The following is a 16448-nucleotide window of genomic DNA, read 5'->3' as shown; positions in this document are numbered from 1 at the left end:
GTATACGCCGCAGTGCCGATTCCACCCCTGCGGCGGTGCGACAACGGAGGTGATGGCACAATGGCCGCTTTTCCAGTCCCCGCCCACCATGGCTGATTCCATCACCCCTGCCGAGATCTGGCGCCCGCACGTCACCGTCGCCTGCGTGGTGGCCGACGGCGAGCGCTACCTGATGGTCGAGGAAGAGGTTCACGGCCAGCTTGCCTGGAATCAGCCGGCCGGCCACCTGGAAGACGGTGAGAACCTCGTCGCGGCGGCCTTGCGCGAGACGCTGGAGGAAACCGGCTGGACGGTCGAGCTGCAGCACCTGATCGGCGTGCACCAGTGGCGCAGCACCGAGCACGGCGACGCCGTGATCCGCTTCAGCTTCGCCGCCCGCGCAGTGAGCCATGACCCGCAGCGTCCGCTGGACGCCGACATCTGCCGCGCCACGTGGCTGACCCGGGCCGAGATCGCCGCGCTGGGCGAGCGCCTGCGCAGTCCGATGATCCTGCACAGCATCGACCTGTGGCTGTCTGGCCAGCGGCTGCCGCTGGATGTGCTGAGCCACTTCCCCGAAGGTGGCGCGCCGTGAAGGTGATGCTGGGCATCTCCGGCGGCGTCGACTCCTCGGTGGCGGCGCTGCTGCTGCAACAGGCCGGCTACGAGGTCGAAGGCCTGTTCATGCAGAACTGGGAGGAGGACGACCGCAGCGGCCCCTGCACCACCGACGCCGACCGCAAGGACGCGGTGGCCGTATGCGGCCGGCTCGGCATCCCGTTCCACGCGCGCAACTTCGCGGCCGAGTACTGGGACGGCGTGTTCGAGCATTTCCTCGCCGAATACCGCGCCGGACGTACGCCGAACCCCGACGTGCTGTGCAATCGCGAGATCAAGTTCAAGACCTTCCTGGACGAAGCCCGTGCGCTCGGCGCCGGCAAGATCGCCACCGGCCACTACGCGCGCGTCGACTGCCGGGACGGCCGCTACCGGCTGTTGCGCGCGGCGGACGCGGCCAAGGACCAGACCTACTTCCTGCACGCGCTGGGCCAGCAGCAGCTGGCCGCCACGCTGTTCCCGCTGGGCGGGATCGAGAAGTCGCGCGTACGCGAGATGGCCCGCGCGGCGGCGCTGCCAACCCATGCGAAGAAGGACTCCACCGGCATCTGCTTCATCGGCGAACGCGATTTTCGCGGTTTCCTGTCGCAGTACATCCCGGCGCGCCCCGGCGAGATGCGCACTCCCGACGGCGAACGGGTTGGCGAACACCAGGGCGTGATGTACTACACCCTGGGCCAGCGCAACGGGCTGGGCATCGGCGGCCGCCACGGCGCCAGCGGCGAGGCATGGTACGTGGTCGGCAAGGACGTGGCGGCGAACGTGCTGTATGTCGCCCAGGGCGGTGAGAACCACTGGCTGTACTCGCAGCGGCTGCAATCGGAGACGCCCACCTGGGTCGACGGTGCCGCGCCCGCCGCGCAGTTCCGCTGCACCGCGCGCACCCGTTACCGCCAGGCCGACCAGGCCTGCACGGTCAGCGTGACCGACAGCGGCCTTGAGGTACGCTTCGACGAGCCCCAGCGCGCCGTCACCCCCGGACAGTCGGTGGTCCTCTACGATGGCGAAGTCTGTCTCGGCGGCGCAGTGATCGCCGCCACCGATGCACCTTACGGCGGCCTGCTGCCGGCATTCACTCCATCCTCCACATTCCCCGCAAGAGAATCGGCATCCCGTGTTTGAAACTTTTTCCATGACCGAAGAACGCGTGCTCGCCCTCGCCGGGCTGTTCCAGGCCTGCGCACTCGCCCAGCAGCTGGCCAACGAGGGGCGCTGCGACGAGGCCGCGATGGAAGCCAGCGTGGCCAGCGTGTTCCGCATCGATGCGCCTTCGGTGGTCGGCGTGTACGGCAATGTCTCGAACGTGCGGCTGGGCCTGCGCACGCTGATCGGACAGCTGGATGAAAGCACCCCGGACATGGCGGTAACGCGCATGACGGTGACCGTGATGCGGCTGGAACGCAGCCTGTCGGCGCGCGCGGACCTGCTCGACAAGCTGCAGCAGGGGATCATCGCCGCGCAGCGGCAGGTCGAGCACTTCGGCCAGGATTCCAGCCAGGTCAACAGCCGGCTGGCCGAGGTCTACGCCTCCACCTTGTCGATCCTCAAGCCGCGCGTGATGGTCAGCGGCAATCCACAACAATTGCAGCAGACCGCCGTGGTGGAGAAGGTGCGCACCAACCTGCTCGCCGCAGTGCGCTCGGCGGTGCTGTGGCGACAGATCGGTGGCCGTCAGTGGCAATTGCTGCTGTACCGGCGCCAGTGCAGCATGCTGGCGCGCGGCATGTTGACCGGGGCCACGCTGGACCACCACTGACGGCGGATTATCCGGCTGCAGAAAAGCAAACGGCGGGCAATGCCCGCCGTTTTCCGTCCATGGGTGGAACTCCCTTGCGATAGACCGTCGGTCATTCATCCCGTGCAGGCAGCATGCCGCCTGCACGTTGCATCAGAATGACACTTCGCCGAACACACCGATCTCGTTGGTCTTGGTGTTCTGCACGTGCGGCGGCACCGGGGTGGTGACCGACTTGTCGGCCTTCTCGTGCTTCCACACACCGGCCAGCTTGAAGCCCTTGGTCACCTGGAATTCGACGCCAGCGTTGTAGTAGACATCCTTGTTGGCGCTGTCCAGCGTCTTGCTGAGCTTGGCGTTGTCGTAACGGGCAAACAGGTTCACGCCATCGGCCACGGCCACGCTGCCCCACAGCGAGTAACCATCGGCCTTGTCCGTCGCTGTGGTGAGCACGTTGTTCCAGTTCTTCGCGGTGAAGTACTCGGCGCCGAGGCGGAAGTCCTTGCTGGCATAGGCCACCATGAAATCGCCACGCTGGGCGGTATTCGGTGCGTTGATGTTCTCGGTCTCCTGACCGCGATGGCCGCTGTAGCCGCCCACCGCCACGATCATGTTCTCGAACGGCACGAAGCCGACGCGGCCCTCGACATCCACGCCCTTGCTGCGGCCCGGGTTCTTGTAGCCGTTGCCGTTGACGACCGACACCGCGTAGTTGAGCGACTTGCTGGCACCGATGTCGCCGCCCAGGTGCAGGCCCCAGTCGGCCGAGTTGCCGTACTTCAGGCGGTCGGTCAGGGTGTTCTCGACGTAGCGGAAGCCGTAGTACTTCTCGGCAAACGGGATCCACGGCATGTCGGCCGAACCGACACGGAACACCGCAGCGTCGTCGAACTTGCCCTGCACATAGGCTTTCTTGACGAACAGGTTGGTCTGGCCATCGTTGCTGACATAGTTGAAATCGGTGGTCAGGTTGGCCGACCAGATGTCGTTGAACTTGTGGTCGATACCGAGGTAGAAGCGCTTCACGTCCAGGCCGAAGCCGGACTTGTCGCTCTTGCCCTTGTCGCTGTTCTTGTCGTTGATGTTGGTGAAGTCGAAGAACATCTTGCCGGACAGCGTGGTGTTGTTGATCGCCTTCTCCAGCGCGGCCAGCTTCTTGTCGCTGGTTGCGGTCACGTTGGTGGCCTTCTCCACTGCCTGGCCGGTGCTGACGTTGATGTCGGACTGGGCGTCGGTGCGCTGTTCCAGTTCATCCACCTTGGCCTGCAGCGTGGCGAGCTGTGCCTTCAGGAGCTCGACTTCGCTGTTGCTGACCACAGCCGTCTTCTGCGGCAGCTTCGCCGCGGCAGCCGCGAAGCTGCTGACGCCCAGGCCGGCAGCAATTGCTACCACAATCAGTTTGGAACGCATGTCTTTACTCCGAAAGTTGGTGGAAAACATCTCAATCGCCCCCTCGATTTGATGGCCGGCTAGCGATTCATTAACAAGTCTGCCCATGGATTTTTACGGTTGGATGCCGCTTTCATGACACATTCAAGACATTCGCGCGGCAAGCCCCCCCAAGCGCCACCCGATGCCACGCGCGGCGACTGATATGCTTCGCTGATGGATATTCTCAGCAATAGCGCCGCGCCACGCATGGCCGAGCGATTCCGCGGCTTCCTGCCGGTGGTGGTCGACGTGGAAACCGGCGGTTTCGACGCCGAACATGACGCCCTGCTGGAAATCGCCGCGGTGCCGCTGGTGATGGACGAAGCCGGCTACCTGCAGTTGCAGCCTGCCGTATCCACGCACGTGGAACCGTTCCCCGGGGCGAACCTGGACCCGCGTTCGCTGGAAATCACCGGCATCGACCCGACCAACCCGCTGCGCGGCGCACTGGCCGAGCGTCAGGCGCTGGACCATATCTTTCATGCGGTGCGCGAGGCGGTGCGCGAGGCCGGCTGCCAGCGGGCGATCCTGGTCGGCCACAATGCCGCGTTCGACCTCGGCTTTCTTAACCAGGCAGTGCGCCGTTGCGGCCACAAGCGCAATCCCTTCCATCCATTCAGCTGCTTCGATACGGTCAGCCTCGGTGGCCTCGCCTACGGCCAGACCGTGCTGAGCAAGGCGGTGCTGGCAGCCGGCCACGCGTTCGACAGCCGCGAGGCGCACTCGGCGGTTTATGACGCCGAACGTACCGCCGAGCTGTTCTGCAGCGTGGTCAACCGCTGGCGCCAGCTGGAGCTGCTGGAGCAGGCCCACAGCGGCCTGAGCGCGGCCTGATCCTGCGCCACGGGCGGGCCGGAACCGTCCGCCACGAAACGTCATGTGACAGATTGTCATACGACTGCAACATTCATTTCATTCAATGGCAACACGAAAAGCCTGAAATGGAGAGGTCGCATCCGACTTCCCTCAAAGGAGCTACCGTGTTGACCATCAGCAAATCCCCGCTTCGCTTCGCCGCCGTCGCCGCGCTTGCCGTGGCCTCGACCTTCGGCGTGGCCGCGCAGGCCACCGACATCACCGGCGCCGGCTCCAGCTTCGTCTACCCGGTCATGTCCAAGTGGTCGGCCGCGTACGCCGAAAAGACCGGCAACCACCTCAACTACCAGTCGGTCGGCTCCGGTGCCGGCATCGCGCAGATCAAGGAAGGCACCATCGACTTCGGCGCCTCCGACGCGCCGATGAAGGCCGAGGACCTGCAGAAGTTCGGCCTGGGTCAGTTCCCGATCGTGGTCGGCGGCATCGTGCCGGTGGTCAACATCACCGGCGTGCAGGCCGACCAGATCAAGCTGGACGGCGCCACCCTGGCCGACATCTTCCTGGGTAAGATCAAGAACTGGAACGACCCGAAGATCGCCGCGCTGAACGCCGGCCTGGCCCTGCCGGCCGGCAAGATCACCGTGGTGCATCGCTCGGACGGCTCGGGCACCTCGTTCAACTTCACCAACTACCTGTCCAAGGTCAGCCCGGAGTGGGCCAGCCAGGTCAAGTTCGGCACCGCCGTGGAATGGCCGACCGGCGTGGGTGGCAAGGGCAATGAAGGCGTGTCGCAGTATGTGCGCCAGATCAAGGGCTCGATCGGTTACGTCGAATACGCCTATGCGGTGAAAAACAAGCTCGCCTGGGTCGACCTGAAGAACGCCAGCGGCAACTTCATGAAGCCTAGCGCCGAGGCCTTCGCCGCCGCCGCCGCCACCGCCGACTGGGCCAGCGCCAAGGACTTCAACCTGATCATGACCAATGCACCGGGCAAGCAGGCGTGGCCGATCACCGCCACCACCTGGATGATCATGTACAAGTCGCCGAAGAACGCCGGCAACAGCAAGGTCGCCTTCGACTTCTTCAAGTCCGCCCTGGAACACGGCCAGCAGGCCGCCAGCGAACTGGATTACGTGCCGTTGCCGGCCTCGCTGGTCAGCCAGATCGAGGCGTACTGGGCGTCCGAGTTCAAGCACTGAGCTTGATGCTGTAAAAGGAAATCCCCCGTCGATCCTGTCGGCGGGGGATTTCGAGTTTCCATCCCGCACCACTGGACCACCATGCCAGCGACCGACACGGCCATCCAGGCCACCGACATCCTGGAACAGCGCAGCCGCCGCGATGCCCGCCACGAGCGGCTGTTCCGCTGGCTGTTGAAGGGCTGTGCGCTGATCGTGCTGGCGTCCCTGCTCGGTGCCGCCGGCGCCACGTTGTGGGGCGGCCGCGACGCCTTCGGTGCATTCGGCTGGCACTTCCTGGTCAGCTCGGAGTGGGATCCGGGCAACGACGTCTATGGCGCCATGGTGCCGGTCTACGGCACGGTCGTTACCTCGTTCATCGCCCTGCTGATCGCGGTGCCGATCAGCTTCGGCATCGCGGTCTACCTTTCCGAAGTCGCGCCGGCCTGGTTGCGCACGCCAGTCGCCTCGGCGATCGAACTGCTGGCCGGCATCCCTTCGATCATCTACGGCATGTGGGGCTTGTTCATCTTCGCCCCGTTCTTTGCCGACCACATCAAGCCGTGGCTGACCAGCAACCTCGGCAACAAGCCCGACGACGGCAAGCTGTCGTGGGTGGCCGAACACGTGCCATTCGTCGGCAAGCTGTTCGGCAGCGATTATCCGTTCGGCGCCAGCATCCTGGTGGCCGGCATCGTGCTGGCGATCATGGTCATCCCGTTCATCTCCTCGGTGATGCGCGAGGTGTTCCAGACCGTGCCGACCCGGCTGAAGGAGTCGGCCTATGCGCTGGGCTCCAGTACCTGGGAGGTGTCGTGGGACATCGTGCTGCCGTATACCCGCTCGGCGGTGATCGGCGGCATCTTCCTGGGGCTCGGCCGCGCGCTGGGCGAGACCATGGCGGTGACCTTCGTGCTCGGCAACGCGATGCACCTGTCGGCCTCGTTGCTCGACCCGGGCGCCTCGATCGCCTCCACCATCGCCAACCAGTTCAGCGAGGCGGTGGGTCTGCAGAAATCCGCGCTGATGGCACTGGCCTTCCTGCTGTTCGTGGTCACCTTCATCGTGTTGCTGATCGCGCGGTTGATGCTGCGCCGGCTGGCCAGCAAGGAGGGCCGCTGATGAATTCGCCCTATCTGCGCCGCCGCCTCACCAACGCGCTGGCGATGGTGCTGAGCACGCTGGCCACCCTGGTCGGCCTGGCGTTCCTGGCCTGGATCCTGTGGGAAACCCTGCGCCAAGGCATCGGTGCGCTGAACCTGAAGCTGTTCACCAAGGTCACCGCTTACGGCGAGGATGGCGGCCTGCTGAACTCCATGGTCGGCAGCCTGATCATCAACTTCATCGGCATCGGCATCGCCACGCCGATCGGCGTGCTGGCCGGCACCTGGCTGGCCGAATACGCGAACCGTACCCGGCTGGGCGAGTCGATCCGCTTCCTCAACGACATCCTGCTGTCGGCGCCGTCGATCGTGATGGGCCTGTTCGTCTACACCATCATCGTGCTGCCGAGCACCGCCCTCACCCACGGTTCGACCACCTTCTCCGGTTTCGCCGGCGGCGTGGCACTGGCGCTGATCGCGCTGCCGGTGATCGTGCGCACCACCGACGAGATGCTGAGGCTGGTGCCGTCCACCCTGCGCGAGGCGGCGCTGTCGCTGGGCGTGCCGCAGTGGAAGCTGACCCTGCAGATCCTGATCCGCGCGGCGCGCTCGGGCATCATCACCGGCGTGCTGCTGGCGCTGGCGCGCATCAGCGGCGAGACCGCGCCGCTGCTGTTCACGGCGTTCGGCAACAACTACATGGCAGTCAACCCGATGGACAAGATGTCCAGCCTGCCGCAGATCATCTACCAGTACGCCAACGATCCGGGCGACGCGATGCATGCCCTGGCCTGGGCCGGCGCATTCGTGGTCACCATGTTCGTGCTGCTGCTGAGCCTGGCCTCGCGCCTGATCCTTTCCCGCACCAAGGTGTCCCATGACTGATTCCGCCCTCGCCACGAACCCGGCACCGGTGGCGGCAGCGGCGGCTGCCGCGCCCAAGCTCGTCGTGCGCGACCTGCACTTCTACTACAACGGTTTCCAGGCGCTGAAAGGCATCAGCATGGATATCCCGGAGAAGCAGGTCACCGCGATCATCGGCCCGTCCGGCTGCGGCAAGTCGACCCTGCTGCGCATCTTCAACCGCATCTACGCGATCTACCCGAAGCTCGAGGCGAAGGGCTCGATCGAGCTGGACGGCGACAACATCCTGGACCCCGGCTACTCGTTGAACCGCCTGCGCAGCAAGGTCGGCATGGTGTTCCAGAAGCCGGTACCGTTCCCGATGACGATCTTCGAGAACGTCGCCTACGGCATCCGCCACCACGAGAAGCTGTCGAAGGCGGACATGGAAGGCCGCGTGGAGCAGGCCCTGCGCAGTGCCGCGCTGTGGGACGAGGTGAAGGACAAACTCAAGCAGAACGCGCTTGGCCTTTCCGGAGGCCAGCAGCAGCGCCTGTGCATCGCCCGCGCGATCGCGCTGAAACCCGAGGTGCTGCTGCTGGACGAACCGACCTCGGCGCTCGACCCGATCGCCACCGGCCGCATCGAGCAGTTGGTCGAGGAGTTGAAAAGCCAGTTCACCATCGTCATCGTCACCCACAACATGCAGCAGGCGGCGCGTGTCTCCGACCTCACCGCCTTCATGTACCTGGGCGAGTTGATCGAGTTCGACCAGACCGAAAAGATCTTCACCAAGCCGGGCAAGAAGCAGACTGAGGATTACATCACCGGGCGCTTCGGCTGATCACACAGGACCCCACCATGAACACCGGCACCGACCACATCATCAAGAGTTACGACAGCGAACTGGCCCGGCTCACCGGCGAAATCGTGCGCATGGGCGAGCTGGCGGTGACCCAGCTGGAAGCCGCCATCGACGTGCTCGAACGCCGCGACGAGCGCGCCGCCCAACGCGTGGTCGGCAACGACGACGCGATCGACCAGCTGGAACAGGAAATCGGCCACGACGTGGTGCGCCTGCTGGCGCTGCGCGCGCCGATGGCCAGCGACCTGCGCAACGTGTATGCCGCGCTGCGCATCGCCTCGGACATCGAACGCATCGGCGACTACGCCGCCAACGTGGCGAAGCGCTCGATCCCGCTGTCGATGGTGGCGCCGGTAGCGCCGGTCGGCGGTCTGCACCAGCTGGCCACGCTTGCCGCCGGCGAAGTGCGCGAAGTACTGGCGGCCTACCGCGACCGCGACGCCGAGCGTGCCTACCAGGTGTGGAAGGACGACGTGGTGCTGGACGAGGCCTATACCGGCTACTTCCGCCAGCTGCTCACCTACATGATGGAAGACCCGCGCAACATCACGCCGTGCACCCACCTGCTGTTCATGGCCAAGAACATCGAGCGCATTGGCGACCATGCGACCAACATCGCCGAAAACGTGTGGTTCCAGGTCACCGGCGAGCCGCTGGACAAGCAACGCAGCAAGCGCGACCTCACCTCGAGCCCGGAAACCACCAAGCTCGGCGAGTGACCCCAAGCGTACGCTGCTCCGCAGGGCGGGCACCGCCCGCCGGCTTTTGCAGTGGAATGATTTACGCGAGAGCGGCGGGCGGTGCCCGCCCTGCTGTTCTTCGGCTAGCCAGCGGTGAGCTTGAGGCCGACGATGCCGACCAGGATCAGCGCGACGCACAGCAGCCGCGGCAGCGTGGCCGGATCGCCGAACAGCACGATGCCCAACGCGACCGCGCCGACCGCACCGATACCGGTCCAGATCGCATACGCGGTGCCGATCGGCAGCGTTTTCACCGCCATCGCCAGCAGCACGATGCTGACCGCCATCGCCGCCAGCGTGCCGACCGTGGGCCAGGGCCGGGTAAAACCATCGGTGTATTTCAGGCCGATCGCCCAGACCACTTCGAACAGGCCGGCCAGCAACAGATAGATCCACGCCATGGGGTGTTCCTCTGTGTGTGGCAGGGCCGTCCCCGCGATGGAAAAGCGCGCAGGGTCGTCCCTGCGCACGCCGCCGCTATGGCAGCTCGCGAGCCTCGCGTCGGCGCTTGATGCCGCGCACGATGCCGTAGCTGCCGATCAGCAGCCAGGCCACCTGCATGATGAACGCCGACAGGTTGAAGCTGCCGAAGCCCAGCGACAGCATCACACCGATCGCACCCAGCACGTTCATCAACTGATAGACGAGACCGCTGCCCTGCAGCTTGCGCTCCTGAAGCAGGAAAAACGCCAGCAGCACCAGCGCCACGCCGAGGTAACCGGCCCAGTCGTACCAGAAGAAATTCATCGTTTTGCTCCGCGCTGACGCAACGCCTCGAACAGCACCACGCCGGTGGCGACGGAGACGTTGAGGCTCTCCATCGTGCCCGGCATCGGGATCTTCGCCACGAAATCGCACAGCTCGCGGGTGAGCCGGCGAATGCCTTCGCCCTCACCGCCCAGCACCAGCGCCACCGGCCCCTTGAAGTCGACGTCGTAGACGGTGGTGTCGGTGTCGCCGGCCAGGCCGGTGATCCACACGCCGGCGTCCTTCAGCTCGCGCAGCGTGCGTGCCAGGTTGGTCACCGCGATCAGCGACACCCGGTCGGCGCCACCGGCCGAGGCACGGCGCACCACCGGCGTGAGCCCCACCGCGCGGTCCTTCGGCACGATCACCGCGGTGACTTTCGCCGCCGCCGCGCTGCGCAGGCAGGCACCGAGGTTGTGCGGGTCGGTGACGCCGTCGAGCACCAGCACCAGCGCGTCGCCGCCATCGCGCTCCAGCAGGCCGGCCAGGTCGCTTTCGTGCGCCGCCGGGGCCGCCTCATAACGCGCCACCACGCCCTGGTGACGCGCTTCGCCGGCGAGCTTGTCCAGCTCGTCGCGCGGGCGGTGCTGCACCGGGATCTTCAACTTCTTCGCGCGCTCGGCCAGCTCCAGCACGCGGGCATTGCGCTGGCCGTGCTCGACCAGCACTTCGCGCACGCGCTCGGCATCGTTGCTCAACGCACCTTCGACCGGGTTGATCCCGACGATCCAGCTCTCACTCATGACTTGCCTTTCGGTTTCGGTTTGCGTCCGCCGTGCTTCTTCGGCGCCGACGGAGCGGCGGCGGGAGCCGGCCCGCGTTTGGCGGAACCGCCCTTGCGTGGACGACGGTCGGACGACGGCTCGGCCCTGCGGCCCTGCTGCTGCCCGCCACCAGCATGCTGACGCGTCGCCGCCGCTGCACGCGGCGGCAGATTATCGCTCACCACCGCCTTGCGCGGTGCCGGCGCCGGCGGCGCGGCGACCTCGGCCTCCTTGCGGCCGAATGCGCGGCCAATCGCCTTGGCTGCGCGGCCAAACATGCCCGGTGCCTTGCTCGTGGCGGCAGCCTTCTTCGGCAACGAATAACGCTCGCCCGCGGCGGCATAGTCATACGCCTTGCCGCTGCCCGTCGGCGCCGGGGCCGGCGTGCGCGGGGAAACCAGACGGAAGTCGATCTTGCGATCCTCCAGGCTCGCACGCAGCACCTGGATGCGCACATGGTCGCCGAGGCGGAACTGCGCGCCGGTGCGCTCGCCCTTTAGCAATTTCCGGGTGGCGTCGAAGTGGTAATAGTCGTTCATCAACTGGCTGATGTGCACCAGGCCGGACACCTTCGACTCGTCCAGTTCCACGAACAGGCCGAACGAGGTGACGCCGGTGACCACACCGTCGAATTCGCTGCCGATGTGCTTTTCCATCCATGCACACTTGAAGCGCTCGTCCACGTCGCGCTCGGCTTCCTCGGCACGGCGCTCGCGCTGCGAGCAGTGGATCGCCATCGCCGCCATCTCGGCGGGCGTATAGGCGTAGTCGGTCGGCTTGCGGCCAGTCAACGCAAAGCGGATCGCGCGGTGCACCAGCAGGTCGGGATAGCGACGGATCGGCGAGGTGAAGTGTGCGTAAGCCTGCAGGGCGAGGCCGAAATGGCCGCGGTTGTCCGGCTGGTACGCCGCCATGCTCTGCGAGCGCAGCAACACGTTCTGGATCAGTTCGCGCTCGGGGCGGTCCTTGACCATGCGCAGGATCTCGGAGAAATCCCCTGGCGTCACCTCATCCACCGGCGGCATGCGCAGCTTGAACTCGCGCAGGAACTGCTGCAGGTCCTCGTACTTCTCCGCCGGCGGCGGCTCGTGTGCGCGAAACAACGCGGGAATCTTCTTCTTCTCCAGGAACAGCGCCGCCTGTACGTTGGCGGCGATCATGCATTCCTCGATCAGCTTGTGCGCATCGTTGCGCTCGGTGGCGCCCATCGATTCGACCCCGCCGGTCTGGTCGAGGCGGAACTTCACCTCCGGCGTCTCGAAGTCGATCGCGCCGCGGCGCTTGCGCTGCGCCGCCATCGCCTGGTACAGCGCGTGCAGGTTCTCCAGCTGCGGCAGCACGTCAGCCACTTCGTGCCGTGCATCCTTCTCGCGCAGGCCCACCGCCTGCCACACCTTGTCGTAGGTGAGCCGCGCATGCGACAGCATCACCGCGTCGTAGAACTTCGACTTGGTGACGTTGCCTTCGGCATCGACCAGCATGTCGCAAACCATGCACAGCCGCTCGACCTTCGGGTTCAGCGAGCAGATGCCGTTGGACAAGGTCTCCGGCAGCATCGGCACCACGAAACCGGGGAAGTAGGTCGAGGTGCTGCGCTCGTAGGCCTCGCGATCCAGCGCGTTGCCGACCTGCACGTAGTGCGAGACGTCGGCGATCGCCACGATCAGGCGCCAGCCGCCGCCACGCTTGGGTTCGGCATACACCGCATCGTCGAAGTCGCGCGCGTCGGCGCCGTCGATGGTCACCAGCGGCAGCTGGCGGATATCGGTGCGGCCCTCGCGCTCGGCGGCGGTCACCACCGACTCCACCTGCGCCGCGTCGCGCAGCACCTCCGGCGGCCACTCGTGCGGCAGGTCGTGGCTGGCGATCGCCATCTCCACCACCAGCGACGGCTGCAGGCGTTCGCCCAGCACCGCGCGGATCTCGCCGATCGGGCCACGCTGCAAGCTTGGCGGGTCGGTGATCTCGGCCACCACGATCTGGCCGGAACGCGCGCCCAGCTCGCGGCCGGGCTTGATCATCACGTCCTGGTTCAGGCGGCGGTCGTCCGGCGTCACCAGGGTCACGCCATCGTTGATCACCACCCGGCCGACCAGTCGCGGCGAACGACGCTGCAGCACTTCGGCAATCGCGCCCTGGCGGCGGCCGCGGCGGTCGATGCCGACCACGCTGGCCAGCACGCGGTCGCCGTGCATCACCGCGCGCATCTGCTGTGGCGACAGGTACAGGTCGTCGCCGCCCTCGTCCGGTCGCAGGAAGCCGTAGCCTTCGGCATTGGCCAGCACCACGCCGGCGATCAGGTCGAGCTTCTGCGTCGGCGCGTAGCCTCCGCGCCGGCCCAGCAGCAGCTGGCCGTCGCGCACCATCGCGGCGAGCCGTTTGCGCAGCGCCTCGAGGTCGGTTTCGTCGTGGATATCCAGCGCCTCGGCGATGCGTGCCTCGGTCAGCAATTCGCCGCGCTGTTCGAGCAGGGCGAGGATCGCCTCGCGGCTGGGGATCGGGCGCGCATAACGCTGCGCCTCGCGATCGGCATGGGGATCGCGCACGGCGCCTGCGGCAGCCTTGTTGCGCTTGTCGGGTGCAGTGGCGGCTCGCGGCGCCCGTTGGGCGGGCTTCTTTGCGGAACGCGAGTCCTGGGGATTGCCGGAATGGGGGGGAGTTTTTCTGGTCACTCAAGGTCCTTGTGATGTTTGCGCCGCGGAGAATGCCACGTCGCAGCGAATGGATGTGAAAAGTGTTGACAAGCCGCCGGCAGATGCCTAAATTACGCGGCTCACGCAGCTCACCGAGCGACGTGACACCTGCCCAGGTGGCGGAATTGGTAGACGCACTAGCTTCAGGTGCTAGCGGGGGCAACTCCGTGGAGGTTCGAGTCCTCTCCTGGGCACCAATTGTAAACGAAGCCCGCAGAAATGCGGGCTTTCGTCTTTTCAGGGGGTCGTTCGAGCGCCTGGTACACGCTTGGTACACAAGTTGGCCATCTTCAGCGCGCGCCACGCACCGGCAGGATGGCCCAGGCTCCAAGCACAACGAGGGCCGCTGCCATGGCGAACAGAACCGTATAACTCCCGCCGCTCGCCAAAAGGATGCCCGGTGCAATTGCCGGCATCAGCGACTGCGGCATGACGTTGGCGATGTTGAAGATGCCAAGGTTCCTGGCTGCATGTGTTTCCCGTTCTGGCAACACATCGGTCACCAGCGCCAGATCCGCGGCCAGGTATCCCCCCTGCGCGATGCCGGTGATCGCCATGGCTACGAGGAAATAGGTGTACGAAGTGGCAAAGGCGATCATCAACAAGGCCAGCGCATAGATCAGTGCCGTACCGCAGACGAAAGCCTTGCGCCGCCCGCGGGCATCCGACAGCCCGCCGCCCACGACACTGGAGATTGCTACCGCACCGGATTGCACCAGGGTCGACAGAAAGATCCACCGCGGCACAGCAGTCGGGGCGCAGCCCAACTGATGGATCAGATAGAACTCCTGGTAGGTCATCAGCAGCGCGACACCGGCATAGAGCAGGAAACGGCTGCCCCACGCCCAGGCGAAATCCGGAAAGCGCAGCGGGTTGATCCAGAAGCTGCCCAGGAATTCGCGCCACCCGTAACGCGGCCGCTGCATTGCAGCCAGACGATGGTCGGGCAATACCCAGGCCAGGAGGAATGCGCCGGCCAAGGCAATCACCGCGGGTACCAGAAAGATAGCCAGCGTGGAATACGCAAGGAGCTCCACCAGATAGGTGCCTCCCACCATACCCAGCGGCAGGCTGACACCCACGATGCCGGATACCATGCCGCGCTGTGACGCTGGAATCTGATCGGCGAGGATTGCAGTCAGCGCGGCCAGTTGCGCATTGTAGGCAAGCTGCGTGATGCACCAGCCCAGCAGCAGTTGCGGAACCGTCACGGCCATCGCGACGACCGTCAATCCGACCACTCCCCCCGCGGCGCCAGCAATCAGCCAGGGCCGTCGCATGCCGAAGCGCGAGGTCGTGCGATCCGAGAGACTGCCGAAGAACGGGTTGCCGAACAGCGCAATCAGCGCCCCCACGCCCACCACCAGCGACAGGCTGCCCGTCGCGTGCGCCGGGGCAATCTCGCTCACACGCATTGCCAGGCCCACCAGGATGGGCGGCAGCAACGCCATCCACAGGCCCATGTAGGCCATGCCGTAGATCGCGATGAACGGCCAGCCGACGCGGTGCACCGGTAGCGCTGCATCCGCGCATGCACCGACGGGCATGGGTAGCCCGCGCATCGCCACTCCGGCCTCGTCGTCGATCACCGCCCCTCCGCTTCGTCGATCCGCGCGCCAGGCCCCCTGCGCCGGTGCTGGACGAATATTACGGTTTTCGGGGCGCGGCCGTGGATGCGCGCAAGTGCACCTCGTAGGGCACCCGCGCCTGCTGGGGGGCGGAGGCATCGCGGATCGACTGCAGCACGCTTTGCACGGCAAGGCAGCCGAGCTCGCGGCATGGCTGGTGCACCGTGGTCAGGCCGGGCGAGATCAGCTGCGATACCGGTGTGCCGTCGAAGCCGCATACCGACAGGTCGCCGGGAATCGACAGTCCGCGTTCGTAGGCCTCGCGCATCACGCCGCAGGCCATGTCGTCGTTCGCCGCGAAGATCGCCGTGGGCGGGCGCCGCTGGTCGAGCAGCGTCCGGGCGCCCGCCGCCCCCGACGCGAAGGCGAAATCCCCGTCCACCACCAGCGACTCGTCGAAAGCGATGTCGGCCCGGCGCAGCGCGTCGCGATAGCCGGCGAGCCGCCAGCTGCGGGCGCCGTGCCCCTGCAGCCCGGCGACGTGGCCGATGCGCTGGTGCCCGAGCGAAATCAGGTGCTCGACGATCTCGGCCGCCGCCCTGCGCTCGTCGAAACCGACGTCGATGCGCGATTGGTGCAGCCTGGAGGAGATCGTCGCGTAGGGAATGTCCAGCTCGTCGAGGCGTTGCAGCAACTTGGCGTTGTTCGCGTGCGGCGGCACCAGCACCAGCGCGTCCGGCCGGTGCGTGGCCACGAAGCCGTCGATCCGCGCGGCCAGGTCGTCCGCTGCGTCGAACGGATGCAGCACCGCGTTGTACGGCGTTCCCTTGCACGCTTGCAGCACGCCCACGATCAGCTCCATGGTGTAACTGGAACCGGCCATCGGGTTGTCGTACAGCAAGGCGACCAGGTACGAGCGGTTCCCCGCCAGGCTGCGCGCCGACGCATTCGGCACGTAGTTGAGTGCACGGATCGAGGCCTCGATCCGCGTGCGCAACCTGGCACGCACGCTCGGATTGCCGTTCAGCACGCGGGATACCGTCTTGGTGGATACGCCGGCATGCGCAGCGACGTCTTCGATTCTCGCAGGCATCTGCAGATCCCGCTCCGTATGGTTTGCAGCGTTCCATGCTACCCCAAGTGGAACGCGTACAACCATTCGGATTTCAGCAATTTCGCACTAAAGTACCAGCGCTGGTATTTTCTATTGACAGCGCTGGTACATTTGATTAGCTTGCGACGGGTGCAGGAGTTCGTCGTGCGGGGGCGCAACGCAGGGAGGGAGGGGGAAGTCCGTCGACTGTGGTTCGCGAAGCGCCCTGCGGCGGCTCCGCCGCCAGCCGTCCATGCGACTGCAACTTCCACCCG

Annotated in this window: 16 protein-coding genes and 1 tRNA gene; 10 read left to right on the top strand and 7 right to left on the bottom strand. The window is 66.0% G+C overall.

The window, feature by feature from the left end; translation table 11 throughout:
- Positions 1–88 precede the first annotated feature (88 nt).
- Genes QQA13_RS07625 through hflD form a run of 3 tightly spaced genes read left to right on the top strand, consistent with a single transcriptional unit; the run spans position 89 to position 2353 of the window.
- Positions 89–574: an NUDIX hydrolase gene (locus QQA13_RS07625; RefSeq protein ID WP_108472353.1), complete on the top strand. Its 486-nt coding sequence runs from the start codon at positions 89–91 to the stop codon at positions 572–574.
- Entirely contained in the window at positions 571–1719 is a 1149-nt protein-coding gene (gene mnmA, locus QQA13_RS07620; RefSeq protein ID WP_108472285.1) for a tRNA 2-thiouridine(34) synthase MnmA, read from the top strand. The genes QQA13_RS07625 and mnmA overlap by 4 nt, the downstream gene beginning before the upstream one ends.
- 10 nt (positions 1720–1729) lie before the next feature.
- Entirely contained in the window at positions 1730–2353 is a 624-nt protein-coding gene (gene hflD / locus QQA13_RS07615) for a high frequency lysogenization protein HflD (protein WP_108472286.1), read from the top strand.
- A 132-nt stretch (positions 2354–2485) separates the two neighbouring features.
- On the opposite strand, the gene QQA13_RS07610 is transcribed toward hflD, so the two are convergent.
- The gene (locus QQA13_RS07610; RefSeq protein WP_108472287.1) at positions 2486–3742 is read right to left on the bottom strand and encodes a porin; all 1257 of its coding nucleotides are present in this window, start codon (positions 3740–3742) and stop codon (positions 2486–2488) included.
- Between the two features lie 195 nt (positions 3743–3937).
- Here QQA13_RS07610 and rnt point away from each other — a divergent pair, with 195 nt between their 5' ends.
- The 6 genes from rnt (at position 3938) to phoU (ending at position 9287) form a co-directional block, all read left to right on the top strand.
- A complete protein-coding gene (gene rnt, locus QQA13_RS07605) occupies positions 3938–4597 on the top strand; it encodes a ribonuclease T (RefSeq protein ID WP_108472288.1) in 660 nt (219 codons plus the stop codon).
- A 149-nt stretch (positions 4598–4746) separates the two neighbouring features.
- On the top strand, positions 4747–5778 hold the full coding sequence (pstS, locus tag QQA13_RS07600; RefSeq protein WP_199909858.1) for a phosphate ABC transporter substrate-binding protein PstS: 1032 nt from the start codon (positions 4747–4749) through the stop codon (positions 5776–5778).
- An 81-nt stretch (positions 5779–5859) separates the two neighbouring features.
- The gene (pstC, locus tag QQA13_RS07595) at positions 5860–6879 is read left to right on the top strand and encodes a phosphate ABC transporter permease subunit PstC (RefSeq protein ID WP_108472290.1); all 1020 of its coding nucleotides are present in this window, start codon (positions 5860–5862) and stop codon (positions 6877–6879) included.
- Positions 6879–7745, top strand: coding sequence for a phosphate ABC transporter permease PstA (pstA, locus tag QQA13_RS07590; protein ID WP_108472291.1), 867 nt, complete (start codon positions 6879–6881; stop codon positions 7743–7745). The genes pstC and pstA overlap by 1 nt, the downstream gene beginning before the upstream one ends.
- Positions 7738–8547: a phosphate ABC transporter ATP-binding protein PstB gene (gene pstB, locus QQA13_RS07585; RefSeq protein WP_108472292.1), complete on the top strand. Its 810-nt coding sequence runs from the start codon at positions 7738–7740 to the stop codon at positions 8545–8547. The genes pstA and pstB overlap by 8 nt, the downstream gene beginning before the upstream one ends.
- Before the next feature lie 17 nt (positions 8548–8564).
- On the top strand, positions 8565–9287 hold the full coding sequence (phoU, locus tag QQA13_RS07580) for a phosphate signaling complex protein PhoU (RefSeq protein WP_108472293.1): 723 nt from the start codon (positions 8565–8567) through the stop codon (positions 9285–9287).
- Between the two features lie 104 nt (positions 9288–9391).
- Here the strand turns inward: phoU and sugE are convergent, their stop codons facing one another.
- The 4 genes from sugE to rnr all read right to left on the bottom strand — a co-directional run bounded on the left by sugE (position 9392) and on the right by rnr (position 13365).
- Complete coding sequence (gene sugE, locus QQA13_RS07575; RefSeq protein ID WP_108472294.1) at positions 9392–9709, bottom strand: quaternary ammonium compound efflux SMR transporter SugE; 318 nt, start codon at positions 9707–9709, stop codon at positions 9392–9394.
- 76 nt (positions 9710–9785) lie between these two features.
- Positions 9786–10055 (bottom strand): CBU_0592 family membrane protein, encoded by a 270-nt coding sequence (locus QQA13_RS07570; protein ID WP_108472295.1) that lies wholly within the window; start codon positions 10053–10055, stop codon positions 9786–9788.
- Positions 10052–10798, bottom strand: coding sequence for a 23S rRNA (guanosine(2251)-2'-O)-methyltransferase RlmB (rlmB, locus tag QQA13_RS07565; protein ID WP_108472296.1), 747 nt, complete (start codon positions 10796–10798; stop codon positions 10052–10054). The genes QQA13_RS07570 and rlmB overlap by 4 nt, the downstream gene beginning before the upstream one ends.
- The gene (gene rnr / locus QQA13_RS07560) at positions 10795–13365 is read right to left on the bottom strand and encodes a ribonuclease R (protein WP_108472297.1); all 2571 of its coding nucleotides are present in this window, start codon (positions 13363–13365) and stop codon (positions 10795–10797) included. Before rnr ends, rlmB begins: the two co-directional genes overlap by 4 nt.
- Before the next feature lie 257 nt (positions 13366–13622).
- Here rnr and QQA13_RS07555 point away from each other — a divergent pair.
- A tRNA-Leu gene (locus tag QQA13_RS07555) sits at positions 13623–13709 on the top strand.
- A 93-nt stretch (positions 13710–13802) separates the two neighbouring features.
- Here the strand turns inward: QQA13_RS07555 and QQA13_RS07550 are convergent.
- A complete protein-coding gene (locus QQA13_RS07550) occupies positions 13803–15101 on the bottom strand; it encodes an MFS transporter (RefSeq protein ID WP_108472298.1) in 1299 nt (432 codons plus the stop codon).
- A gap of 58 nt (positions 15102–15159) precedes the next feature.
- Positions 15160–16173: a LacI family DNA-binding transcriptional regulator gene (locus QQA13_RS07545; RefSeq protein ID WP_108472299.1), complete on the bottom strand. Its 1014-nt coding sequence runs from the start codon at positions 16171–16173 to the stop codon at positions 15160–15162.
- Between the last annotated feature and the right edge of the window lie 275 nt (positions 16174–16448).

It is taken from the genome of Rhodanobacter thiooxydans (assembly GCF_030291135.1).
GTDB lineage: Bacteria > Pseudomonadota > Gammaproteobacteria > Xanthomonadales > Rhodanobacteraceae > Rhodanobacter > Rhodanobacter thiooxydans_A.
The sequence above is the reverse complement of the archived record's forward strand: the minus strand, read 5'-3'. Positions and strand labels throughout refer to the sequence as shown.